Source organism: Paraburkholderia sp. BR10923, assembly GCF_040948765.1.
GTDB classification, from domain to species: domain Bacteria; phylum Pseudomonadota; class Gammaproteobacteria; order Burkholderiales; family Burkholderiaceae; genus Paraburkholderia; species Paraburkholderia youngii.
On the sequence record NZ_JBFPKO010000007.1, the window covers coordinates 138,480 to 162,948 of the forward strand.

The window sequence follows — 24,469 nt, forward strand, 5'->3', positions numbered from 1 at the left end:
GAGGTGATACATGATGCTGTTCGACGATTTGAGAGATAACGAGTGGGCGCTGGTCGAGGCTTTGTTCTGTGCCGAGCCGGCGCGCAGCGAACGGCGCGGTCGACCGCGCGTGGAAGCTCGGGCGGTGGTCAACGCCGTACTTTGGGTGTTGTCGACGGGCGAAGGCTGGTCCAAGCTGCCGGGCCGCTATCCGTCCCCGCCGACTTGCCGCCGGCGTTTCGACGAGTGGCAGGCCGATGGCACGCTCGCTGAAATTGTGAAGCGGCTCGGCACCAGCGGCCGTGAAATCTCGTTGCGCGGCAGGATCGGCGCAACGGCCGCGAAACCGCCGGCACCCCCGAGCCGCGACCGTATGCGCGGCGCGTTCTGGACCAATCCGGAATCGTGGCGCGCGCCGGTCAAGATGGCCTGACGCGAAACTACGTTGTCACCGGGCGCCTGCGGGCGCCCGGTTTTTTATCCAGCCGCCTTATTCTCGATTGCGTGCACGCCACGACCCGCCAGCATTTGACGGTCGCCGCGGGACGCTCCCTGGTTTCGCGCCCGCTTTCGGTGCGCCATCCGCACGGAGTGATCGTTGCGGTCTGCCTCAGACTAACAAACTGCCCCGACAGCTCCTGGTGAAACATCCATTTACTATTAATTACAGCACCCTTTCTTACCCCGGCATAACTTAATACCTATGCAAACAGGCCTTGAGTCGCGACGGGCTCGAGGTTGAGGGGGATTTTGGAATGAAACCAATGTCACTGCTGTTGTGCGGCATTGTGATTTCATCGATGGCCGCGCCGGCATTTGCCCAACAACGCCCGCAAGGGTGGAACTGGCGCCCGGACCGTCAGGCTACGCTGGAAGCGTGGCAGCAAAGCGAGGCCCACAATCGCGACTTCACGCCGCCCACGCCGCGAGGCGATCTGCGCGGCGATATCGCCAGCAATGTGCGGGCACGGCCCGATGCGCCGCGCGCGGAACAGCGACGGCGTTGATGTCGTGTGTCGCCGCGCGGATGGCGCGTCGGGCGACGCGGCACCAAGTCTCTCGCATTGCGTATGCACGAGCGGGGAACCACCGGACGCGGCACCAGTCTGACTCAACGCCATTAGCACAGCGTGGCAGTAGTAATTCCGGTATGCCCGTATCCTCGTGATACGGGCTTTTTTTCGCCCCCGTGGCGTTGATGGCATGACAGGCGCGCAACGGCAAACGGCCGGCGCGGAACGCGTCGCCGCATCGTCGATGGGGAAGCCGAGAGTCGCCCGCGGACGCGCACAGCGACCGGCCGACGGTAGAGACCGCCCGCCGTGGGGGTGACAGGCCCGGGCGGACAGTGATTCAGATAAGCGATGAACCTTGAACTAAGGCCTGACTTCGGCTGTCGCCGCGGACTGCGTTTCGGCCGCGCCGAGAACGTAATCATTCATGCGTTGCGCTGTCCATGTGAGCAGACGCTCGTCGTGCTCGAGCCGCACAAACTCCGCTTTGCCGCGTTCGGTGAGCACGGCGATGTCGACGGGGGCATGAAAGCCCGGCGCCGGTGCGACGGTTCGCTGACGAACGGTGTCCATCAGCCCCAGCGCGCGAAGATATTGGAAGACACCCGGCCTTCTGGCCCAGGGAACCTGGCGATATTGCGCTCGCCGCAGCGCTTCAAGTACCGCTTCGTTGGAATACGTGGTCATCTCACTTCTTTCTTAAAGTGCAGCTATGACACATTCATGCCCACGCGTCGCTGCGCCACCGGCGACGCGCGTAGCACCCGCTCCTGGTCAGAAGCTCGCCGCCTGTTCGACAGCGGATTTCCGCCAGATGCTGCCTGGTCTCGTTTTCGGAACCCCCGTCAGAACGGCATGTTAGCGTTCTCTCCCCGAACCGACGATGCAACCGCCGCGGCGCGATGGCAGGCCCGTGGATTTATCCCGAAAGACATACGTTACCCCATTTAAATTGATTCTATTCACTTTATTAGCGCTTTTTTTTGCAGCAATCGTGCTATGGAAACGTGCGCGACGGCCGCTCATCGTCTGCATGATCGCGCTGTTCTGGCTGCTCGCGGCCGGCTGGCTGAGCGCGCCACTGCTCGATCTCGCGCAGCCGCAACGACAGAGCGCCGAGGCCGCCACCTTCGCGCCACGCACCGCGATCATCCTGCTCGGCGGCGGCACGGTCTACGACCACGACCACGTGCTGGTGCCACCGCGTGACGTGCTTTCGCGCATCGAAGTCAGCGCCCTGAATTACGCGGCCTGCAAGCGCACGGCGATCGTCTGCCAGGTGATCGTGAGCGGCGGCAATCCTCAGCGGCACAGCGCGACGGAAGCCGACACCTACCTGCCCTATCTACTGCGTCAGCAGGTGCCGCGCTCGGACATCGTGCTCGAGAAAAGCAGCCGCACGACCTACGAGAACGCGCGCAACGTCTCGGTCATTGTCGGCCAATCACATTACGACACGTTGATACTCGTCACTTCCGCGTATCACATGCCGCGTGCGCTGCTCGACTTTCGCCGTTTCGGCGTCGAGCCACAGCCGCAGATTTCGAGCGCGCGGCGCGTGCGGCTCGGCGTGCTGCCGCGCTTCGGTAATCTCGTGGCGGCGGAGATAGCGTTGCATGAGCTCATCGGCCTCGCGCAGTTTCACCTGTATCGCGCGATCGGCTGGTTCTGACGAACGATGTAGGCCGACCGCTCTCGCAGATCGATGAAGTCATTACAAAACGTAACAAATGTTGAGCGCGGTTACAAAGCCATCGGCTGCAGCGGAGTTTGCTCGATAGAATGAGTTGTCTTTCCCACTGGACGGGCAATACTCGGGTCCACCACCACTCTATGGAGGTAACGATGAAGAAAGTGTCCATGGCGATCCTGGTTTCCCTGTGTGCCGCGGCCGGCGCAGCTTACGCGCAGGACCAGGGCATCACGACGAGCACCGATCCGGCCAAGGCCGCCGACGTCGAGCAGCGTGCGCAAGCTTTGCAAAACCGCGAGCAGTCGATGGAAAGCGCACCCGCCGCCCCGGCCAAGCATCACAAGATGGCTCCGCATCATCCGAAGAAGGGTGCGGACACGTCGGGTACCTGAGCGACTTCGCGGATCTCGCCTCGCGGCCTCGTCGTGAAGGTGAAAAAGCCGAAGCCGGCAGCGCCGGTTTCGGCTTTTTTATTTGCGTGATCGGCTCGCTGCCGACGAGGCACTCCGAACGCACACCGGTCTGGCGAAGCCTCCGGCGCACAGCATTCTGTATGCTAAAGTCGCGCACCGACCGGCGAGCCGCCGGCATCCCCTAACCCGTGCGCACCCTGGTGCGGAGGACAGCATGAGCAACATCCAGCTTGATATCGAATGGACCGAAGCAGCATCTCGCAAGATCGAAAAACTGATGCCGCGTGTCGGTCAGGAAGCGTACCTCGCGCTGCCGCCCGTCGAATGCCTGCCGATGGAAGGCGACGTGCTGTTTCTCGGCCCGGCGGGCAAGCAGCAGCCGTTCATCGTCGCGGAGCGTCAGTATCACCATGACGGCGACGCCGACTGGACCATCATCCTGATTCTCGATGTCCCGCAAGCAACTCACTAATCGCTGACGGCGCGCCGGCGGCCGCGGTGCCGCCGCACCTGGCCGGCGTGTTGTCCGCGCGCCGCTGACGCCCGCACCCGGACTCAGGCGATCTTCGACACTACGCGAATCTCCGCGTGCTCGATCCAATCCGCGGCCGCTTTCTTATAAGCCTGGATATGCGCGGATTTCGCATGCGCCGCGAGCGCGTCCTGGCTTTCCCATCGCTCGACAAACACGAACCGGCGCGGCTCCTGCACGTCGCGGTGCAAGTCATACTGCAGCACACCCGCTTCTTTGCGCGTCGGCCCGACGATGCCTTCGAGCGCCTCGCGCAACAGCTCCTCGTGCCCCGGTTTCGCCACCGAAATTGCGACCACCGCGATTTCCGCCATGCCTGATCTCCTCCTTAAGAAAACCAGCAGCATACCCGCCGGTCGCCGAACCTGCCGACGACGGCGCTAACCAGCCTGGCGACGCATGAACCTCGCCTCCGCCCGCCACGCCGGACCACCGTCGCGTCAAGCCAGAATCCGCGCGGCGAAGCAGTGCGAAGCCCGCCGCCCGAACCGCCACATCAGCCACCGCACCGGCGCTAACATGGGTGCACCGTCGGCGCCTGGAGTTTGGCGGGCGACCACTGGGCGCCCTGCTACCCTCGGCGTGGTACGGCAACTGATTGCGATTGAGAATCGGTTTCACGCGTGGCAAGCGCGCGAAACGCTCCGGCGCATGACCGCAACGGGTTGCCGCACGGCCGTTGGCAGCCGTTTTGCGGACTATTTTCGCGCTTATGCCTTTGTGATAACCCGCACATTGATGCGCGCTGCAAACTGCTAGACTCATTTTGACCAATTCGCCGGAGTCCAGCGTAGCTGGTACTGCCCTCCGTGTTCGCGGGACGCATTCCTGACGTCCCGGCGACGCTTCGGGTGTGCGAACGCTGCGCGCCGAATGGGTTTGCGAGCCCCTTCACCCCTTGCCGCAACAATCCCATGTCAGCTCTGATGCCCGCTTCTATGCCATCCGTCAGCGAATTGACCGTGAGCGGCGTGCTCCCGCACCTGGTCCGCGGCGAGTCGGGCTGGACCGCGACCTGGCGCGCATTGACATTGCACAGCGTGTTCCAGCCGGTGCTGTCGGTCACGCATCAGTGCGTGGTCGGCTACGAGGGGCTGTTGCGCGCGTTCGATCCGGTCGGCCTGCCCGTCTCGCCCGAAGTACTGTTCTCCGGCACGCGCTCGGCCGCCGAAGCGCGCGAACTCGACCGCATCGCGCGCTGCCTGCACGTGGCGAACTTCATGGAGCAAGGCATCAGCACCGGGTGGCTGTTTTTGAACACGCGCCCGCAGGTATTCGAGACCGGCTGGCCGCAGCGCGCGTTCATCGACGAGTTGTCCGCGCATTTCGGGCTGCCGCAGGAGCGCATCGTGATCGAAGTGCTCGAGCAACCCGCCGACGATGAATCCGCCGTCGCCAGCATGCTCGCCGCGTCGCAGCCGCGCGATTTCCTGATCGCGATCGACGACTTCGGCACCGGCTTCTCGAACTTCGACCGCGTGTGGCGCTTCCGCCCCGACATCGTCAAGCTCGACCGTTCGCTCGTTGCGCGCGCGGGCAAGCGCGAGGGCGACGAATCGATGATCAGCCATCTGATCGCGATGCTGCATCAGTCGGGCACGCTGGTGCTCGCCGAAGGCGTCGAAACCGATGAGGAGCTGATGATCCTGATGCAGGCCGACGTCGATTTCGTGCAGGGCTTCTGGTTCGGCCAGCCGAAGAGCAGCGTGCGGGCCGCCTGCACGAAGGTGCCCGCGCTCGTCGAGTCGATCTGGAGCAAGTTCGCCGACTACGAGCGCGCGCACGCCGGCCACCAGCGGCTCGGCTTCGAGGGCTTCGCGGAAGCGGTGCTGGCCGCCGCCGACACCTACAAGGCGACCGGCAACCTCGAACAGGCTGCGCAAAAGGTTTGGCATCTGCCCGAAGCGCGCCGTGTATTCCTCACCGACGGCCACGGGGAGCAGACCCGGCCTTCGGTGACGGCCGCCTCGGTCTCGCCGCCCCCGAAGCGGCTCGCACCGCTCTATACGGAGACGCGCAGCAACTGGTCGCGTCGTGCGTATTTCCGGCACGCGCTCGCGGCGCCGGGCCGCGTCGCGATGATGGGGCCGCACTATTCGCTCGCCGATGGTCAGGACTGCTACACCGCGGCGATCGCGTTCGAGCGCGACGGCACGAACGTGCTGTGCGTCGACTTCGTGCCGGAGGCATCGCCGCCGGATGTGCGCACTGGCAGACGCGGCGCAAAGCGTTAGCGACCCGCGCCGCTACTCGTGCACGCGGCCGCGCCCCGACTTCACCTCGCTGCGCTTCGCCTTGCTGTCGAGCCGTCGCAGGTTCGACGCCCGGGTCGGCCGCGTCGCGACCCGATGCTTGCGGGTCACGCTGACACTTTCGATCAGTTCATCGAGCCGCGCGAGCGCCGCCGCGCGGTTCATCTCCTGGGTTCGATGCTCCTGCGCCTTGATGACCACGACGCCGTCGCGCGTGAGCCGATGGTCGGACAGCGCGAGCAGACGCATTTTCAGCACTTCCGGCAGCGACGAGGCGCGCACGTCGAAACGCAGATGAATCGCGCTGGATACCTTGTTGACGTTCTGCCCACCCGCCCCTTGCGCGCGCACGGCGGTCAATTCGATTTCGTTGGGCGGGATCGGGTAGCGGGATGTCATGGGCGGTCGGGAAGAGAGATGCATCAGTGTACAAGCGCTCGGCGCGAGATGCCCGAGGCCGCCGGAGCACGCCAGAGCGCCAGGTGCAGTGCTCGGCGGCGCCGGCTTGCGATCGCGTTACGAAAAAAACCATTTGCGTCGGCGCGACCGGTTCATCGATACTGGCTCTTTCGCTTACGGCGTAAATTCAAATGAAAATCCGTCCCGGTTTCGTGCTCGAACTGGCGGTCAACTTTCTGCTGCCGTGGCTGGCCTACCGGCTCGCGTTACCGCGGGTAGGCGAGACCGGCGCGCTGATCGCGTCCGCCGTGCCGCCACTCATCTGGAGCGCTGCCGAGCTCGCGCGTTTCAGACGCGTCGATGCGCTCAGCGTGATGGTGGTTGCGGGCATCGTGTTGTCGGTGGCGGCCATGGCGCTCGGCGGCAGTCCGCGCATGCTGCTGTTGCGCGAGTCGCTGGTGTCCGGCGCGGTCGGCGTCGTGTTTCTGCTGTCGCTGCCGATGCGCCGTCCGCTGATCTTCTACCTCGCGCGCGCGACGGTCGCGCGCGAAATGGAAGGCGGCGCCGCGCATTTCGAGGCGCTGTGGCGCGAACGCCCCGGTCTCGCCCCCGCGATGCGAACCATGACGCTCGTGTGGGGCGTCGGCCTGACCGCCGAAACCGCGCTACGCGCGTGGATGGCGCTGACGTGGCCGATCGAACGCTTCCTCGTCGTGTCGCCCTTTATCGGCTACGGTATCTACGCGGGACTCGCGCTATGGACGCTGTGGTATCGCAAGACGATGCGCAGCCGCGTCGAGGCCATCGAGCGGGCGAGCGGCATGGCCGGTTGAGCGGCGCTCGCACTTTGGGCCCCCACTCCGCGTGTTCCGCCCGCGCTCGCGCGATCAACGCGACGCCTCCGCGATTCGCGCGGCCAGCCCCGAATCACGCTGCGTCGGCGTCGCGATCGCCTGCGCGAGCACGGCCCGCGCGCCGATCACCTCGACGCGTTCGCGCGCGCGAGTAATCGCCGTGTACACGAGCTCACGCGACAACACCCGGCTGAACGCCGACGGCAGCACCAGCACCGCGTGCTCGAACTCCGAACCTTGCGACTTGTGGACCGTCAGCGCGAACGCGGTGTCGTGCGGCGGCAGCGCGGCTGGCGACACCGCGCGCACCCCGCCGTCGCCGGCGCGGAAGTACACGCGCAGCGCGCCGCCCGCACCCGGCAACGCAATGCCGATGTCGCCATTGAACAGCCCCAGCGCGTAGTCGTTGCGCGTAACCATCACCGGACGTCCAGCAAACCACTGCGCGCCGACCGCGAGCGTGACGCCCGCAGCACGGCGCACCTGGGCCGCCATCGCCGCATTGACCTGATCGACGCCGCGCGGTCCGAGCCGCGTCGCACAGAGGATGCGGAAGCGGTTGAGCGCGTCGAACAGCGGCAATGGATCGGGCGTCTCGGTGGCGAGCGCCGCCGCAAGTGCATCGGCGTACGGCGCGAAGCCGGCGGCAAGTCGCGTGACGGTGCGCTCGGCCAGCGTCGTGTGCGCGTCCTCATGCAGCGCCGCGGCGCAGTCCTCGGTCGGGTCGGTCCGCAATACGTCGAGCGCCGCGCTCGCTGAGCCGTTGCGAATCGCAACCGACAAACGCCCGATCGGCGACTCGAGGCCGAACCGGTAGTTGCGCTCGAGCCAGACGACGCAGTCCGCGAGCGGATTGCGTTCGTTCGCCAATTGCATATCGCGACCGGCCTCTTCGTCAGCCGCCGCCGTCGCGACACCGGCGAACAGATCGCCCGATGCATCCGGCTCGAACGTGTGCAGCGCCTCGGGTGGCACAAAAAAATCATCCACCGGCGCTTCATCGTCCTGACGCGACGCACGCGGCAAAGCCCGCGCGAGCCGCGCCTCGTCGATGTCGAGCGCCTGCGCGACCCGTCGCAATCCGCTCGCGCTCAACGCCGGCCGCGCGCTGAGTTCGGCGAACACCGCGCCGGCTTCGACCGCGGCGAGCTGGTCCTTGTCACCGAGCATCACGAGCCGCGTTTGCGGCCCGATCGCGTCGAGCAGATGCGTGGCCATCGCGACGTCGATCATCGACGCCTCGTCGATCACGACCACGTCATACGGCAACGGATTATCGCGATGATGCCGAAAGCGTCCGCCCGGCCCCGAGCCCAGCAATCGATGCAGCGTGTACGACGTCTGCGGCAAACGCTCGGCGAGTTCTGCCGGCAGCTCGCCCGCACGCGCGAGCAATGCTTCCTGCATCCGTTGCGCCGCCTTGCCGGTCGGCGCCGCGAGCGCAATGCGCAGATCGGCGCGCGCATCGAGCAGACACGCGAGCACGCCGACCACGGTCGTGGTCTTGCCGGTGCCCGGACCTCCGCTGACGATCGTCAGCCGCCCCGACAGCGCCATCACGGCCGCGACGCGCTGCCAGTCGACTTCGTCGTCTTTCGGCGGGCCGAAGTAGCGCAGCAGGCGTTCGCGCAACGCGGTGGGCGCGGAGTCGGCGTTGACATTCGCAGTGTTCGCGTCGGCCGTCGCCTGTGCGACCAGAGCGTGCGCCAGGCGCCGTTCGTAGTCGTAGTAGCGCGCGAGATAAAGACGCCCCTGCGCGTCGATCACGAGCGGCCGCAACGCCGCCGCGCCCGCCGCGCCGGCCGCGTCCGCTGCGCCATCGCTTGCCATGCCGCTCGCGAGCAGCGCCGCGCGCACCTCGGCGCTCGATGCGTCGAAGCGGCGCGCAAGCGCCGCGAGCGGCACGCACACGTGCCCTTCGGCGGTCGCACGGCTCGCCGCGAAGGCGCCGCGCGCGGCCCATTTCACCACCTCGGTCGATGCACCACTGCGCCGCGCCAGCATGCCGATCCGACGCGCGAACCCTTCGGCCAGCGCGATGCTGAAATCGGCCGGCGCGGGCAGGTTGACGCCGATGTCTTCGAGCCCGAGCGGCGCGGCCGCGCGCTCGTCAAGCGTGCCGCGCGTACTCATGCGCCACCTCCGATCATCGCCGCGTCGAGCAGCGCCACCAGTTCGAACGGTGCGCGCCGCCTATGCACGCCGGCGGCGCCGTCGACATCGCGCCAGTCCGGCCGCACGCCGCGAACGAACAGATACAGATAGCCGCCGATATGCGTGTCGTACGCATAGTCGCGCACGCGCGTCTTCAGATAGCGATGCAACGCGACCGTATATAGCAGCGCCTGCAGGTGATACGCGTGGCTCGCCATCGCCGCTTCGAGCGGCGCAGCCGCGTAATCGGCCACGGTGTCGCCGAGATGGTTCGATTTCCAGTCGACGATCCAGAAGCGGCCGTCGTGCTCGACGATCATGTCGATAAATCCTTTGATGTATCCACGCAGCACGCCCGGCTCCAGCGCGACGTCGGGATAGCCGTATTCGATCAGCAGCTCGCGCAACGCCGGAAAATCAAGCGACGGCGCCGCGAACAGAAATTCGAGTTCGTTCAGGCGCCGGCGCGGATCAAGCCGCGCGAGCGTCATGCCCGGCACCAGTTCGGTCGAGACGACGTCGGCGATCAGCCGATGCATCATCGCGGGCAAGCGCGCGGCGAGCTCGGGCGCGGCCGGCGCCGGTCGCTCGCGCAGCGCGCCGCGGATCGCATCGGGCCAGCTGCGCGCGTCGCTGAAATCGGCGAGCTCGAACATCCGATGCAGGCAATCGCCAGCCGCCGCACCGCGCGGGAACGCGAGGATGTCGTCGTCGGCATGCGCCGGGGCGTTGGTCGCGGCGACCGGTGCGAGCAACGGCGCGGCCTGTAGCGCGTCGGCGATCTCATCGTGATCGGGCCGCACGTCTTCCTGCGGCGCATGCGCGTGCGCCTCCCCGTTCCTCGCGCCGGACGCGATCAGGCCGCTGAAACTCGCCATACGCCACTGATCGCGCAACGGCCGCCGATTCGCGCGCGCGTGCAGATGTGCGCCCTGGTCCTGCAGACTTTCGAGCGGCACGCAACGCGTCACCTCGGGCAGCGCCCGCACCGTGACCGGTCCGCCCGCGAGTGCATGCCAGCTCGCCGCGAGCGCGGCTTCATCGGGCGGCTCGGCGAGCCATGCGTCGAACGTATGGCCGCTGCCGCCGACGAGCCAGTTCAGCACGCTGCGGCGCGACTCCTTGGTCGAGCGCGAAGACAGATAGGTGCCCGCGACCAGGTAGCAGCGATACACCGCGCGCGTGAGCGCCACATAGACGAGCCGCGCGCGTTCCGCCGCCTGCTCGCGCACCGCGTAGCGCGACGCGCGCTCGGCTTCCTGTTCGTCGCAACCGTAGTGCAGCACCGCGTCGCCGCTGTCGTCGTGATACTCGCGCGCATCGGGTAAGCCCGACGACGGCGGCTCGCGCAAGCCACCATCGTTCAGGAACGGACAGAACACGACCGCGTATTCGAGTCCCTTCGATTTATGGACCGTGACAATCTGCACGAGATTGCGATCCGACTCGAGCCGCAGTTGCGCCTCTTCCCCGCCGCCCTGCTCGCGCTGCGCGGCGAGCCAGCGCAAGGTCGGCGCGATGCCGGGCTGGGTGGCCGCGCGCGCCTGTACGAGCTCGGCGAGATGGTTCACGTTGGTCAGCCGGCGCTCGCCGTCGACACCCGCGACGAGCCGCTGCGCAACGCGCAGCTCGCGCATCAGCGTGCGCCACATCACGGCGAAGCCGCGTTCGTGCCACAGCATCCGGTAGCGCGAAAAACGTTCGACCCAGCCCATCGCGTCGGCGGGATCGAGTGTTGGCGCGGGTTCGTCAAAGGCCTCAGGCGCTGGCGCCTCGGCGACCTGCGTAAGACGCCACAGCGCGGCGGCGTCGAGCCCGAGCCAGTCGGTGGCGAGCGCGGCGCGTAGACGCCGCAGATCGCCGGGCGTGTCGATGGCGGCCAGCACGCGCTCGATCTGCTCGGCATCCAGCGTCGCGAACACCGACGCCTGCGCAAGCTCCACGCTGCCGACGCCCCATGCCGCGAGCACGCGTTTGACGAGGCTGCCCTGCTTGTGCGTCTGCACGAGCACTGCGATATCGCCCGGCGCGAGCGGCTTGTCGCCAATCGTCACGACGCCTGCACGCGCCCCTCGCAACAGCCGCACGATCTCGGCCGCGCACGCTTCGCTCGCCGCGCGCTGCGCGTCGCGTTTGCTCAATGCGGTCTCGCCTCGCGGCAACGTCCAGATGCGGAAATCGCCGCCGGCCGCGTCCGGATCGGCAAATGGGGCACGCCGCCGCTCGCCCGCACGCACCGGCTGATAGTCGAGCCCGTCGAGCACGAACGCTCGAGGGTTCGCTTCGAAGATCCGGTTGCACGCGTCGACGATCGGTGCGGTCGAGCGCTGGTTGACCGCGAGCGTGTAGCACGCGGACGCCGCCTCGCGCGCCGCAAGGTACGTATGCAGATCCGCCGCACGGAAGCTGTAGATCGCCTGCTTCGGATCGCCGACGAGGAACAGCGGCCCGGCCGGCGCGAAGATGCGGCTGAAGATCGCGAATTGCAGCGGATCGGTGTCCTGGAACTCGTCGATCAGCGCGGCCGGATAGCGGTTGCGCAACGCGTCGGCGAGCCACGGATGCGCGGCCAGCGCGCGATACAGATTCGCGAGCAGATCGTCGAACGACACGACGCGGCGCGTGCGCTTGCGCGTCACCAGCTCGGCCGGCGCGAAGTCGAGCCATGTCTGCACGAGCCCGAGCCAGCGCGCGCGCTGCGCGGCCTCGGCGGCGACCACGGCCGCGGCCAGCGCTTCGGCATGCTCGAAGAACGGATGCGCGGGCGGCTCGAACTTGACCTTGGTCGCCTTCTTCAACGCCGACGCCGTCAGCTTCAATGCCGCGCGCGGCGGCGGCGCATGGCAGTCGCCCCGCGCGAAGTAGTCGGTCCACGCGGCGATCGCGGCGCTGACGTGATCGGGCTTGTGCGTGCTCTTGCTCAGGTGCTCCTGGGCCTCCGCTAGCAGCGCGACGATCGCGTCGCGCTCGGCCTGCCAGATCGCGCACGCGACATCGAAGCCGGCCTGCGGATCGGCGCTGGCGCCGTCCGCGTCGATGCTGCCCCAGCGCAATTGCGCGAGCGGCTTTTTCAGGCGTCGCGCCAACTGTTCGTCGAGCGACGCGGGACCGGCGCGCCTCGCCACCAGCCACGCGGCGAACGCCGGATGCGCATGCGCAACCGGCTCGACCTGCTCGCGCCAGAAGTCGGCGGCGAGTTCGAAGCGCAGCGCCGCGTCGTCGGCTTCCATCTCGAACGCGAACGGCATCGCGGCGGCGAACGGCGCTTCCTGCAACGCGCGCTGACAGAACGCATGGATCGTGTGGATCGCGGCCTGATCGAAGGTGCGCAGCGCACGGCGCACGACCTTCAACGCGGCCTCGCGCTCGATACCGTTCTGCGGCGCGAGCGTCGTTTCGAATAGCCGGCGGATGAACGGATCGTCGCCGTCGTCGTCCATCTCGATCGCGCGATGCAGTTCCGCGAGACGGCCGCGAATGCGCTCGTGCAACTCCGCGGTCGCGGCCTTCGTGAACGTGACGACGAGAATCTGATCGGCGTTCAGGTTCTTTTCGAGCAGCAGCCGCACGTACAGCGCGCAGATGTTCCACGTCTTGCCGGTGCCCGCCGACGCTTCGATCTGATTCACGCCGTCGAGCGGACACGCGAACACGTCGAGCTCGGCGGCGACGAGGTTTTGATGGCGCAGCGCTTCGCTCATGAGGCGCTCCGCACATGCTGGATCAGTGGCTTGAAGACGATCGCGGCGAGGCTGCCGAACGGTTCGGCGAGCGTGAGCGGCGTGCCGCGCAGCGCGATGCGTAACGCGGGGTCGTCGGATTCGCCGCGTACACGGTCGTTGATCCATACGCCCTGTGCCGCCGATTCGCTTTCGCTGACTCTCGCCCATGCGCTCTTCGGAAAGAAGCGCAGCGGCAGCCGGCGGCCGGCATTGAAGAGCGCCGCCAACGGCGCGAGTTCGTCGAGCGGCGCCGCGACGGGCGCGAGCTCGAAGCTCTCGCCGCTGCCGTGCCACACGGTGCGGCGCGGACCGTCCGGCTGCGCCGCGCAATAGACCAGATGCGCGAGCCACGCGGACAGATAGTCGCGCGCGCTGGCTTTGGCATAACGAAAGATCACTTGTCCCGTTCCGGTCAGCAGGTTCAACGTGCCGCGCATTTGCAGCGGCGTTTCGGCGGACTCGCGCAGCAGCGCGTCGTAGTCGCCGAACAGCGAATTGGCGCTGTCGGTGCGATCACCGTCTTGCGGCCAGCGCGGCATGATGTCGAGCACGAACGGCAAGCGCTCGACACCGGCGGCCACTTCGCGCCGCACGCTTTGCGCCAACTGCCGCAGCGCGGACAGTTCGCGTGCGCGCCACACCGCGCCGGTCGCGCCGCCCGGCAACTCGGGGCTCGCCTCGGCGACGCGCTGCACGCGGCTGTACATCACCTCGTCTGCGGTGTCGGCGTCGAGCAGCACCGGCAGCAGGCGCTCGGCGAGCGCGTCGCGGCCCGCATAGTCGAGATCGAACGGCTCGGTATCGAGCAGCTCGCCCTGCGCATCCGACAACGCAATGCCGAGCCGGTCGCGCAACAGCGCGCGCGCCGGATGACGCCAGAAACGCACGAAGTCGTCGAACTGCACCTCGTGCATATCTTCCGGCGGCAGCGGTTGATCGAAGAACGGCGCGGCGGCGGCATGCTGCGGTTCGGCGAGCAATGTGGCCAGCTCGGCGCGATCGGCGTCGTAGGTGAACAGATCGGGCTTCGCCGCAAAATAGTCCGACGCGAACGCCTGCAACGGATGTTCGACGATGAACTCGCGCCGCGCGCTGTCGACCTCGGCCGGACTCGCGTCCTCGCCCGCCGACACCTGCGCGAGATGATCGAGCAGTTCGTCGACGAGCGCGGCCGGCGGCAGCGGCGCGTTATCGCGAATGCTGCGGCCCGTGTACGCGATGAAGAGCCGCTCGCGCGCGGCGAGCAGCAGATCGAGGAACAGATTGCGCTCGTCGTCGCGGCGCTGACGGTCGCCGGCCTTGCCGAACGCAGCCATCAGATCGAATTCGTCGGCGCGCGCGAGCGACGGCAGCACGCCGTCGTCCATGCCGAGCAGACAGACCACACGGAACGGCAAACCGCGCAGACTCGTCAGCGAAGAAAACGTCACGCTGCCCCACGGCACGCCGCCACGCGCGGGGTCGTCGAGCGCTTCGGTGAGCGCGGTGCGCACCACCGAGGCCGGCAGCAACACATCATGCGCGCCGGCCTGCATCGCAGCGCTCATCGCATCGAGCGCGTCGCGCACGGCCGCGAGCGAATCGGCGAACTCGACGCCGCCGTCGAAGCACTGCCCGAGCGTTTCGAGCAGCAGCTGCGACCAGCCGGCGGGCGTGCGCTCGATCGCGCAGCTCGCCGCGAAGCTGTCGATATCGTCGACGAAGCGCGACAGACGGCCGAGCAATTCGGCATCCGAACCGTCCGCGCCTTCGACCGGCAGCCACGCATCGACCGGCTCGCCGCCGGCCGGCATCGCATAGCCGAGGTACAGGCGCGTCAGCGCATCGGCGAACGTATGACGCGCGACCGGGACATGCTCGCCGACCGGTTCGAGCGGCGCGAGCCCGCGCCGCGCGCCGGCGGCCGCGAGCCATTCCTGCGCGGCTTCGAGCGAATTCGCGTCGATGCCGTAACGCACCGCGACCGCATCGACACGCAGCCATTCGATCAGATCCGGCGCGCCGACGCTGCGCTCGGGCAGCGCGAGCCAGTCGAGCAACAGACGCGCGACCGGATTGGCCTGCGACGGCGGCAAGCCGGTGATCCGGTACGGAATGCGGCGGGTGTCGCCGGCGGGCGTGGTGCCGAACACCGCATCGATCAGCGGACCGGCCGCCGCCAGATCGGACACCGCGACCAGCACGTCGGACGGCTGCAGATCGTCGAACTCGTCGAACCAGCCGAGCAGGCGATCGTGCAGCACTTCGAGCTGTCGGGACAGGCTATGGCAAACGTGTACCTCGATACCGCGCTCGATAGGCAACTCGTCGGCATCGGCTTCATTGCGCAGATCGAGGATGCCGTTCTGCACGGCGGCGAGCCAGCTCGGCTCGGGATTCTCGGTGAAGTCGCCGGTCTCGGCCGATGCCGCGCTTTCGGTCAGCTCATGCAGCATATGCAACTGCGCCTGAGTCTGCCGTCCCCATTCGGCGAGCAGCGGATGACCGACTTCCTGATAGTCGAGCTGCCCCGCCGCGTCGAGCGCCTGCACGCGCCCTTCGCTGACCACGTCGAACCAGAACTCGCGGCATGGGTTCATCACATACAGACGCACGTCGATCCAGCGCGACAGCGCGCGCAGCAATGCGATATGCAGCGGCGGCATGGTCGGCAGCGCGAACACGCTGACCGCCTCGGGCCATCGCGCGTTCGAGATTGCCTCGAGATCGAGCGCGCCGAATTCATCGAGAAACCGATACGCGGGCGGCAGCGCGGCCGCGGATGTTTGCGCATGACCGCCGGCTTGCGCGAGCTCGGCGAGCACCGCGCGCCACAGCGCCGCTTGCCAGCGCTCGTCTTCGCGGGCGGCATCGCTCGCGCCGGTCAGACGCGGACCCGTTTCGTCTGCCGCGCCACTCGCGAAGATCGAGCCGCCCTTCTGCCACTGCAGCAGCCATTCGGGGCGATAGGTCAGATAGTGGTCGAGCACGGTCGCGACGCGCCGCGCGAGTTCGTAGCGCATCGACGCGTCGGCCGCATCGAGATAGGTGCGCAAACGCGGCGACGCATTCCACGGCAGCGCCTCGTCCGTGTCGTCGAGCAGCCGGTAGCAGCGCCACACGAGGCGGTCCGGCGCGAACGGCGAATGCTTCGGCACCTCGATCACGCCGCCGATCTGCGCCCACAGCCATTGCGCGAGATAACCAAAGTTCACGTTCGCGCAAATGCCCTGGCGCGCGGCGATATCGAGTTCGAGCCGCCGGCGCACGGCCGCGCTCGGCACGATCACGGGACGGGCAGTCCAAGGGTCGGACGGCGCTTGCGCGAGGTCGTCGAGCAGCGCGCCCACCAGCGTTTCGTAGCGGTTCGAGTAGAAGAGCTGAAGCATGAATTCCAGATCACATTGGGCACGCTGATGGCCCGCGAGTGATGCTCGGGAGCCGCGGCGGACATTGAAGCGACAGCATAACAAACCGATCCCCCAGGGCATAACCTGGCCGAATGGGCGAGGTCAGAACGCGCGCAAAATCAGTTAGACTCGACGGCAGTTTCGCGCTGTCTTTCCAACTGCGGTTTTCTCGATGAATGGATTCAGGTAGTCGATGCGCTATTCGGTCGAAATAAGAAAATTCCTTTATAGCCAGTACTTTTATGGCGGCCTGCGCATCGCGGTCGGCGTGTCGTTACCGGCCATCCTGTGCCTGATCGTGTTTCACAATCATGAACTCGGCTTCACGATCGCGACTGGCGCGCTCGGCGCCTGCGTCGTCGACATGCCGGGCCCGCTCAAGTACAAGCACAACGAGATGCTGGCCTGCTCGGTGATCGGCTTTCTGTCCGCGCTCGCCACCGGCCTCGCCACCGTCAATCCGATCGCGCTGTGGTGCACGGTCGTGCCGCTTACGTTCGTGCTGTCGCTGATCGTCGTGTACGGCAACCGCTGGCCGCAGATCAGCTTCGCGACGCTGTTCATGATGATCATGACGCTGGAGGAGCACTTCACGCCGCTGCAGGCGCTCGTCAATGCGTCGTGGATACTGCTCGGCGGCCTCTGGTACACGTATTGGTCGACCCTCGTGAGCCGCTGGATGGTGCATCGGATCGAGCAGCAGGCGCTCGCCGAAAGTGTGTTCGCGTGTGCGGACTATCTGCTTGCGCGCGCCGCGTTCTACGATCTCGACAACGACCTCGACGAGTGCTACCGCAACCTCGTCGACAAGCAGATCTCCGCGGTAGAGCGCCAGGACGCCGCGCGCGACATCGTGCTGCGCAACCTGCCCAGGCTCAAACGCGGCAAGCTCGAACCCCGCCGCGCGATGCTGTACAACCTGTTCATCAATACCGTCGATCTGCACGAGCTGTTCGTCGGCGCGCAAACCGATTACACGCTCGTGCGCAGCACGTTCGGCGGCTCCGACCTGCTGGTGTTCTATCGCGATCTGATCCGCAAGGCTGCCGAAGATCTCGAGGAGATCGGCCTCGCGGTGCTGCAGAACCAGGCGCCGCGCAAGCGCGTGAACGTGAAGGCCGAGTTGCGCGCGATCGAGTATGAAATCGAGCTGATGCGCAAGCAGGAACTGCCGACCCAGAACCCGGAGGCATATTCGGCGGTGTCGTCGAATTTCCGCCGCATCTGGAGCGCCACGCGGCTGATCGACAAGATGCGCCGCAGCCTCACCACCGAGCCGAGTCCGACCGAAACGGAACTGCGCATCGATCAGGCGCTGAGCCGCTTCGTGACGAGCCGGCGCGTGCCGTTCGGGCAGATCTTCTCGAATCTGACCATGGCCTCGCCGAGCTTTCGCCATGCATTGCGCGTGACGATCGCGGTCGCCGTGGGCTTCTGGCTCGGCCGCCTGCTGCCGCTGACCAACGCGTACTGGATCGTGATGACCACCGTCATCATCCTGAAGCCCGGCTACTCGCTGACCAAGCAGCGCAACGGGCAGCGGATCATCGGCACGCTGATCGGCTGCGCGGCGAGCATCGCGCTGATCATCTTCGTGAAGGAGCCGCACATCCTGATGGTCGTGATGTTCGCGTCGATGGTGATGAGCTACAGCCTGCTGCTGTTCAACTACACGGCGAGCGTCGTGTTCACGTCGTCGTATGTGCTGCTGCTGTTCCATCTGCTTGCGCCGGGCAGTCTGCGCATCATCGGCGAGCGCGCGATCGACACCGTGGTCGGCTGCGCGATCGCGATCGCGGCGAGCCACCTGTTCCCGTACTGGGAGTACCGCTTGATGGGCAAGCTCGTCAACAACATGATCAGCGCGACGCGGCAGTATCTCGAAGCGAGCTGGTGGTGGAGCGGCAAGCCGGCCGCCGCGGTGGTCGCGGCCGTGACCGAAGCGGGCGCGCGCGCGCCGGCGGCCGCGATGGCGGACCCGGCGCTCGGCTTTGGCGGGCCGGCGCTCGCTGTCGCTGGAGCCGAAGCCGATGCCGAAGTGGAGAGTGGCGCCGGTGCGCGCCGCGCGGAGCGCGCGAGCCGTGCACCGCCGCTCGCCGACGCTAGTGCAGAGGCGAACGCGGCCGACGCAGCCCAAGGCACCACCACGATCCGCAATCCGACCGCGCGCCCGGCAAGCGGCACATCGGCCGCCGCTGCCGCGGCGGCGACCGCGCTCGATCGCGATTACCGCTATCGGCTCGCGCGCAAGAACGTTCACGTTGCGTTCGCGAATCTCGGCCAGGCGTTCCAGCGCATGATGCTCGAACCGAAGTCCGCGCAGAAGTTCGTGCCGGAGTTGAACGGTCTGCTGGTGCGCAGCCACGTGCTCGCGTCGCAGATCACGGCCGCCGCGCCGCTGCTGCGCACCTCCGCGCAACAGCAGCAACAGGTCGAGGACATCTCGCTACAGCCGCTGCAGCGCGCATTGAGCCTCGTGCGCGACAACCTGAGCGCCGCCGAAGCAGGCACCGCGTTGCCCGCCGAGCAGAGCGAGCAGATCAAACTGATGAGTCGCGAACTCGATGCGATGGTCGTCAACACGGAGAAATCGCCGGACTATACGGCCGATGCGGTGCACGACACGAAGCTGCTCGCGCATCAATGCAAGCAGATGCTCGCGGCGTCCGCGCAGATTCGCAAGGACGCGAGCATCATCCGGTTGCCGGAGGAGTGAAGCTGCGAGGCGCGCGGGCGTTATTGCGCTGCGCCGCTCGCCGGTTTCAGTGCGTTGACTGCCGCGGCCGCCTCCGAGGCCACCGGCGGCACCTGCGTGGGCTGGCTCTCGAACTCGTGCTTTTGACGGATCGCGTTGTAGATCAGCGTTGCGATCACGAGCAGAATCGCCACCACGATAAAGACGGCGATGCCAAAGGTCGGGTTCTTCTTGCGCGGCGGTCTGGTCATGAAGCGGGCTCGGTTCGCGTAGCAGTCGCGGATGGGTCGGAGAAGGCGGCATTCTACGCCCAGTGAGCTTGCACGCGGCTTGCAGCCGACGGGTTCGGTATGGATGCGCCGTGGCGCGTTTGCTATCGAAACAGCAAGCGGCGCTCCTGGCACTCACGGATGCTACACGAGCATCACGTTACCGCCGACGAACGCACCGGCAACGCCGTCGAATACTTGATCTGCTCCATCGCGAAGCTCGAACTCACGTCGTACAGCGGCACGGCCGTGATCAACTGCTTGTAGATCCGGTCGTAGTCGTCGATATCGGAGACCACCACGCGCAGCAGATAGTCGGTCTCGCCGCTCATCCGGTAGACCTCGACCACTTCCGGAATATCGCGCACCGCCTGCGTGAACGCGGCGGCCCATGTCTCCGTGTGCTGGTTCGTGCGCACCGCCACGAACACCGTGGTTCCGACGCCGAGCTTGCGCGCGTCGCACAGCGCCACTTGCGCGCGAATCACGCCCGCCTCCTTCAGGCGCTGAAGCCGCTTCCAGCAAGGCGTCTGTGACAGATTCACGCGCTGCGCGAGTTCGGCGATCGGCATCGTCGCGTCCGCCTGCAGCAATTCGAGCAGCTTCCGATCGATGATGTCCATACCCATACCCCCACCTCTCATAGGAAATTATTCTACTTTTCTGACGGTCGAGGAAATTATATGGAAACTGTTTCTCCGGGCAAACCGGTATAAATATCGATACCGAAAATTGCCGACCAGCAGCGCCCGAGCTGCATCAACACCATGAGCGACGACCTTCGCGCCACCGCTTTCGAGCACCTTCCCGACTACCTGAAGTCGCTGCCGGACCCGGCCCGACTCGAAGCGGCCGCGTTATCTGCGCACACGCTGCGCGATATGATGCGCACACCGCTCGAGCGCCTGTGCGACACGCTCGACGCGATGTTCGAAGCCTGCGCGAAATTTCCGGAACCGTCGCATTCGACGTTCTTCGCGCGCAGCATGCGGCTCGCGCTCGCCGAGGCGGCCGCCGATCCGGCGCTGCTCGCACCGATACAACGCGAAGGCTCCGCCGACACCTATCGGCGCCATCTGCTCGTCGCCGATCCGCAAGGCCGCTATGCGATCGCCGCGCTGGTCTGGCAGCCCGGCCAGGCGAGCCCCGTGCATGCGCATCACACGTGGTGCGGTTACGCGGTGGTCGAGGGCAAGCTGAGCGAAACGGTCTTCGAATGGGACGACGCGCAGCAATGCGCGAGTGCGCTGCGCATTCAGACACGCAAACGCGGCGCGGTGTCGTACGTGCGCGGCGGCCGTGCCGCGATTCATCGGCTCGGCAACAGCAGTGATGCGCCGGCGGTGTCGCTGCATATCTATGGCGTCGAAGGCGCGCGGATCGGCACGCACGTGAACGACATCGTGCGCACGGCCGACGCCGCGGAGATGGTTTAACAACGGTTGCACGTCACGACGACACGTGACGTGACGTGATGTGACGCGTTCGCGCGACTACGAAGTCATGCGAGCACACAAGCACGCGACCGTCCTCGCACGGTCGCCAACAAGCCCCCGCCTCAACTCTTCCCGCCGACATCGCCCGCCGTCGGAATTTGCGGCGGAATCGGCGCGGTCTGTCCGGTCGGCGGCGGCGCCGGACGCGGTTCGTGCGACACGTCACGCGCGGGCGCAAGCGGCACATGTGTCGATGCGCGCGCCGACGGGCCGACGGCGCCCACTTCATACTCCGCTTCGCGCAGATGCTCGTGCGCCGCTTCGCGGGTTCGTTCGCGCGCGGGTTCATGCGCCCTTTGATGGTCTTTGCCGTGCGCGCCGTCGCGCGCCCGCTGGTGCGCGTCGGCACCCGCATCCACAGGCGCGACGAACCCGGTCATCTCATCGTCGCGCAACGGCTCGCCGTCGCTATCCTTCGACGACGTGTACACCCGCATCTGCGCGACCGGAATCTCGATGCCCGCCTCGTCCATCTTGCGCTTGAGCCTTAAATTGAACGCCCGCGCGACGCTCCATTGCTGCAGCGGCCGCGTCTTGATCTGCCCTTTGACGACCATCCAGTTCGGATCGAAGCGGTCGAGACCCCACACCTCGATCGGCCCGAGCATCTCGCGCCGGTAGCGGAAGTCCGCCATCAGCTCCGCGCCGACTTCGCGGATCAGCTGCGTGATCTCGTCGACATCGGTCGAGAACGACATGCGCACCTCGAACACCGCATACGCGAAATCGCGCGACAGGTTCTTCACGATCTTGATCTGCGAGAACGGAATCGCGTGGATCGCGCCCTGCCCGTCGCGCAGCCGCACGGTGCGGATCGACAGATGTTCGACCGTGCCCGCATGGCCGCCATCGACGTCGATCCAGTCGCCGACCGAGATCGTGTCCTCGATGATGATGAAGAGCCCGGTGATCAGGTCGGTCACCAGCGACTGCGCCCCGAAGCCGATCGCCAGACCGATCACGCCCGCGCCGGCGAGCAGCGGCGTCACGTTGATGCCGAGGTTCGCCGCGGTGACGATGCCGCCGATCGTCATGATCGACACGAGCAACACGTTGCGCACCAGCGGCAACATCGTGCGGGCGCGCGTGCTCGGACTGCGCGCCTTGTTGCGCGGGCTGCCCGGATTGAGCGTTTCGGTGATCGCGGTGTCGACTAGAATCCACAGCAGCCACGCAATAAAAACGGTGGCGACGATCGCCGTCATCGCATGCGCGATACCGCGCGCCGCCACGTTCCTCTCGATCACCTCGGCCAGCGACACGTCCCACAGCCGCGCCGCGAATTCGAAGAAAAACAGCCAGATGAACAAGGTCAGCAAGGTGCCGCAAAAGCGCAACAGGCGCGTCAGATATGGCGAGCGGCGCCGTGCGCGGGCACTGCGAGGGCGCGTCATGCGCAGCACGATCGCCGACAGGAAAAACGCCAGCACCAGCAGCAGCGCGGTCACGATCGAGATCTGCAGCACGTTTTCGCTGGAGCCGGAGCCGCCCAGCGTCGCGACCACCGACGCGGCCGCCAGCACCAGCACCGGCACGTGCCACATCGCGGCAAGCACCTCGAACGCATCGGTCGCCGCCCTGTGGTCGTTGCGCTGTTCGTACGGCCGGTTGCGGATCAGGTGCGCGACCGGCCGGCGGAAAGCGAGCGCGAAATAGCCGGTCAGCACGGCGGCCGTCATGTTGGCCGCGGTCGAAATCAGCGCGGCGAGGTTGGTGCCGATCTGATGCTCGACGTCGTAATTGACGGCCGCGTCGCCGAGCGCACCGCACACGCCGATCACGAACAGCACGCGGCGCGCATGATCGATCAGCAATCGCACCGCGACGCGCCGGTGGCCCGAGCCGAACAGCGAGAACATGATCAGGCAGATCGCGGAAAACACCGCGCCCGCGACGATCGCATACGCGACCACCATGCCGAGCGTGCGGCCGAGCGCATCGGGCATCGCGCGCATGAACAGTAGCGCCGCGATGAACGCGATGATCCACGGACCGACGCGGCGCAACGCGAAGATCAGCAGCTCGCGCGTGGTGGGATTGGGCCGCAGCACCAGCTCGACTCCGAAGCGCCGGTGCAGCCGATGCTGCAGATAGATCAGCGCGCCGGCACAGGCGCCCCAGCCGGCCAGCATCCCCAGCATCGCCAGCAGGATCGAGCCGAGACCCTCGCGCCCCTGGCCGGAGACGATCGTGTACAGCTCATTGCCGGCAGCGGTCACGCGCCCGCTCCAGTAGCGCACTGGCGTGCGGCCCTGATGCACGTCGGATTCGAACGACGCGATGCCCGATGCGATCGCGCCGAGCAGGCCCGGGCTAGGTTGCGCGGCCGCTGGCGAAGGCGGCCCGACGGTTTGCGCGGCGCTTTGCGATACGTCGCGCAGCTTCTTCAGCTGGGCGACGAGTGCGCTGCGCTGGCGGTCGTTATCGAGCGTGGCGATCACGCTGTCGAGCGAGCGCGCAAGCTCCGCCTGGTTCGCGGGCGACGGCGCCGACGCCGCCTCGGGCACCGACGCACCCGAGGCCGCGGACGCGGGCGTCGCGTTCACCGTCGCGCTGTTGATCAGGCTCTGCAATGCCGGGATCACCGGCGTGCCGCCGCCGACCGCGGGGCCGGCGGCCTGCGCGATGCGCGGCAGCGCGCCGAGGCACAGAATCAGCGTGGCGCACACGAGCGCGGTCAACCAACCCGGCACATATGCGCTCTCGCGCGGGTGGGCGTCGCCGCTGGCAGTGCCGCGAGTGGCGCGATCGGAGGAGAGATGAGGGGCGGTGAGAATCGCCGGCTGCTGCCCGCCGCCAGACGGCGCAGCCTCGGACTCACGCCGCGACGGGCATGACTGCATGGCAATCCGTGAGAAAACGGCAGACGCCAGTGTAGCCGCAGTTACGCCCGGCGCGCCCGAACATGCGTAACCGAATGTTAGTACGCTTGCGCGGCCGGCGAATTCGATGCGCCGGTCGTCAGTACGCGACCGTCGCGATCTGGCGGACGAAGCGGCCCTGCTCCAGTTCGTTGACGAACGCGATCGCGTAGTCTTCGGCCGAAATGCGGCTGTTGCCGTCCGCATCCGCGATCAGCGTGTTCGCGCCCGTGCGGAACTGGCCGGTGCGCTCGCCCGGCGCGATCAGCGCGGCCGGCGCGAAGAACGTCCAGTCGAGATCGGTCACGCCGCGGTAGTAGTCCAAGGCGTCGCGATGCGCGAGCGCAATGCCCTTGTACGCCTGCGGAAAACTGTCGGTATCGACCAGGTGCTTGCCCGGCGCGACTTCGAGCGAGCCCGCGCCGCCTACCACGACGACGCGCTTCAGCCCCGCCGCGCGCACCCCTTCGACCAGCGCGCGCGTGGCTTGCGACAGCTTGGCGAGATCGCCTTGCGGCGGCGCATACGCGCTCGCGACCACGTCCTGACCGCGCACCGCCGCGCCGACGCTCGCGGCGTCGAGCAGATCGGCCTGCGCCGCATGCAGATTCGCAACGCCGTCCGGCACGCGCGCCGGATCGCGCACCAGTGCCGTCACCTGATGCCCGCGACGCGCGGCTTCCGCGGCAATCCGCGAGCCGATCATGCCGGTCGCGCCAAACAAGGCGATCTTCAGTTGCTTGCTCAT

General features: G+C 67.0%; 19 protein-coding genes. 9 read left to right on the forward strand and 10 right to left on the reverse strand.

What is annotated here, in order from left to right:
• Positions 1–10 precede the first annotated feature (10 nt).
• Both AB3X94_RS15255 and AB3X94_RS15260 read left to right on the forward strand, forming a co-directional pair.
• Positions 11–412, forward strand: a complete 402-nt coding sequence (locus AB3X94_RS15255) for a transposase (RefSeq protein WP_013089147.1) — start codon at positions 11–13, stop codon at positions 410–412.
• A 322-nt stretch (positions 413–734) separates the two neighbouring features.
• Entirely contained in the window at positions 735–986 is a 252-nt protein-coding gene (locus AB3X94_RS15260) for a hypothetical protein (protein ID WP_176108922.1), read from the forward strand.
• Positions 987–1,355: 369 nt separating this feature from the next.
• Here AB3X94_RS15260 and AB3X94_RS15265 read toward each other — a convergent pair whose 3' ends face one another.
• Positions 1,356–1,679, reverse strand: a complete 324-nt coding sequence (locus tag AB3X94_RS15265) for a hypothetical protein (protein ID WP_176108923.1) — start codon at positions 1,677–1,679, stop codon at positions 1,356–1,358.
• Positions 1,680–2,025: 346 nt separating this feature from the next.
• Here AB3X94_RS15265 and AB3X94_RS15270 point away from each other — a divergent pair, with 346 nt between their 5' ends.
• From AB3X94_RS15270 to AB3X94_RS15280, 3 genes are all read left to right on the forward strand, one after another.
• Positions 2,026–2,664 (forward strand): YdcF family protein, encoded by a 639-nt coding sequence (locus AB3X94_RS15270; protein WP_176110607.1) that lies wholly within the window; start codon positions 2,026–2,028, stop codon positions 2,662–2,664.
• A gap of 173 nt (positions 2,665–2,837) precedes the next feature.
• Positions 2,838–3,077, forward strand: a complete 240-nt coding sequence (locus tag AB3X94_RS15275; RefSeq protein ID WP_018432260.1) for a hypothetical protein — start codon at positions 2,838–2,840, stop codon at positions 3,075–3,077.
• 235 nt (positions 3,078–3,312) lie between these two features.
• Positions 3,313–3,570 (forward strand): DNA-binding protein, encoded by a 258-nt coding sequence (locus AB3X94_RS15280; protein ID WP_368611978.1) that lies wholly within the window; start codon positions 3,313–3,315, stop codon positions 3,568–3,570.
• Between the two features lie 83 nt (positions 3,571–3,653).
• On the opposite strand, the gene AB3X94_RS15285 is transcribed toward AB3X94_RS15280, so the two are convergent.
• Positions 3,654–3,944, reverse strand: a complete 291-nt coding sequence (locus AB3X94_RS15285) for a putative quinol monooxygenase (RefSeq protein WP_176108925.1) — start codon at positions 3,942–3,944, stop codon at positions 3,654–3,656.
• 624 nt (positions 3,945–4,568) lie between these two features.
• Between AB3X94_RS15285 and AB3X94_RS15290 the strand changes: the two genes are divergently transcribed.
• Positions 4,569–5,864, forward strand: coding sequence for an EAL domain-containing protein (locus AB3X94_RS15290; protein ID WP_368612091.1), 1,296 nt, complete (start codon positions 4,569–4,571; stop codon positions 5,862–5,864).
• Between the two features lie 12 nt (positions 5,865–5,876).
• Here AB3X94_RS15290 and arfB read toward each other — a convergent pair whose 3' ends face one another.
• Complete coding sequence (gene arfB / locus AB3X94_RS15295) at positions 5,877–6,281, reverse strand: alternative ribosome rescue aminoacyl-tRNA hydrolase ArfB (RefSeq protein ID WP_013089140.1); 405 nt, start codon at positions 6,279–6,281, stop codon at positions 5,877–5,879.
• Between the two features lie 191 nt (positions 6,282–6,472).
• Here arfB and AB3X94_RS15300 point away from each other — a divergent pair, with 191 nt between their 5' ends.
• Complete coding sequence (locus AB3X94_RS15300; protein ID WP_368611979.1) at positions 6,473–7,114, forward strand: VC0807 family protein; 642 nt, start codon at positions 6,473–6,475, stop codon at positions 7,112–7,114.
• A 54-nt stretch (positions 7,115–7,168) separates the two neighbouring features.
• Here the strand turns inward: AB3X94_RS15300 and AB3X94_RS15305 are convergent, their stop codons facing one another.
• The 3 genes from AB3X94_RS15305 to recC are packed head-to-tail and all read right to left on the reverse strand — an operon-like array spanning position 7,169 to position 16,379.
• Positions 7,169–9,268 (reverse strand): AAA family ATPase, encoded by a 2,100-nt coding sequence (locus AB3X94_RS15305; protein WP_176108927.1) that lies wholly within the window; start codon positions 9,266–9,268, stop codon positions 7,169–7,171.
• The gene (recB, locus tag AB3X94_RS15310; RefSeq protein WP_368611980.1) at positions 9,265–12,990 is read right to left on the reverse strand and encodes an exodeoxyribonuclease V subunit beta; all 3,726 of its coding nucleotides are present in this window, start codon (positions 12,988–12,990) and stop codon (positions 9,265–9,267) included. The genes AB3X94_RS15305 and recB overlap by 4 nt, the downstream gene beginning before the upstream one ends.
• Positions 12,987–16,379, reverse strand: a complete 3,393-nt coding sequence (gene recC / locus AB3X94_RS15315; protein WP_368611981.1) for an exodeoxyribonuclease V subunit gamma — start codon at positions 16,377–16,379, stop codon at positions 12,987–12,989. The genes recB and recC overlap by 4 nt, the downstream gene beginning before the upstream one ends.
• 214 nt (positions 16,380–16,593) lie before the next feature.
• Between recC and AB3X94_RS15320 the strand changes: the two genes are divergently transcribed.
• A complete protein-coding gene (locus tag AB3X94_RS15320) occupies positions 16,594–19,116 on the forward strand; it encodes an FUSC family membrane protein (protein WP_368611982.1) in 2,523 nt (840 codons plus the stop codon).
• A 20-nt stretch (positions 19,117–19,136) separates the two neighbouring features.
• Here AB3X94_RS15320 and AB3X94_RS15325 read toward each other — a convergent pair whose 3' ends face one another.
• On the reverse strand, positions 19,137–19,346 hold the full coding sequence (locus AB3X94_RS15325) for a hypothetical protein (protein WP_176108931.1): 210 nt from the start codon (positions 19,344–19,346) through the stop codon (positions 19,137–19,139).
• A 173-nt stretch (positions 19,347–19,519) separates the two neighbouring features.
• Positions 19,520–19,993: an Lrp/AsnC family transcriptional regulator gene (locus tag AB3X94_RS15330; protein WP_013089133.1), complete on the reverse strand. Its 474-nt coding sequence runs from the start codon at positions 19,991–19,993 to the stop codon at positions 19,520–19,522.
• Positions 19,994–20,131: 138 nt separating this feature from the next.
• Between AB3X94_RS15330 and AB3X94_RS15335 the strand changes: the two genes are divergently transcribed.
• Entirely contained in the window at positions 20,132–20,800 is a 669-nt protein-coding gene (locus AB3X94_RS15335; RefSeq protein WP_368611983.1) for a cysteine dioxygenase, read from the forward strand.
• A 122-nt stretch (positions 20,801–20,922) separates the two neighbouring features.
• On the opposite strand, the gene AB3X94_RS15340 is transcribed toward AB3X94_RS15335, so the two are convergent.
• Together AB3X94_RS15340 and AB3X94_RS15345 are read right to left on the reverse strand one after the other, a co-directional pair.
• Entirely contained in the window at positions 20,923–23,703 is a 2,781-nt protein-coding gene (locus AB3X94_RS15340) for a mechanosensitive ion channel domain-containing protein (protein ID WP_368611984.1), read from the reverse strand.
• A 118-nt stretch (positions 23,704–23,821) separates the two neighbouring features.
• Positions 23,822–24,469 carry an NAD(P)-dependent oxidoreductase gene (locus AB3X94_RS15345; RefSeq protein WP_368611985.1) on the reverse strand — a complete coding sequence of 216 codons (648 nt, stop codon included), beginning with the start codon at positions 24,467–24,469 and terminating at the stop codon, positions 23,822–23,824.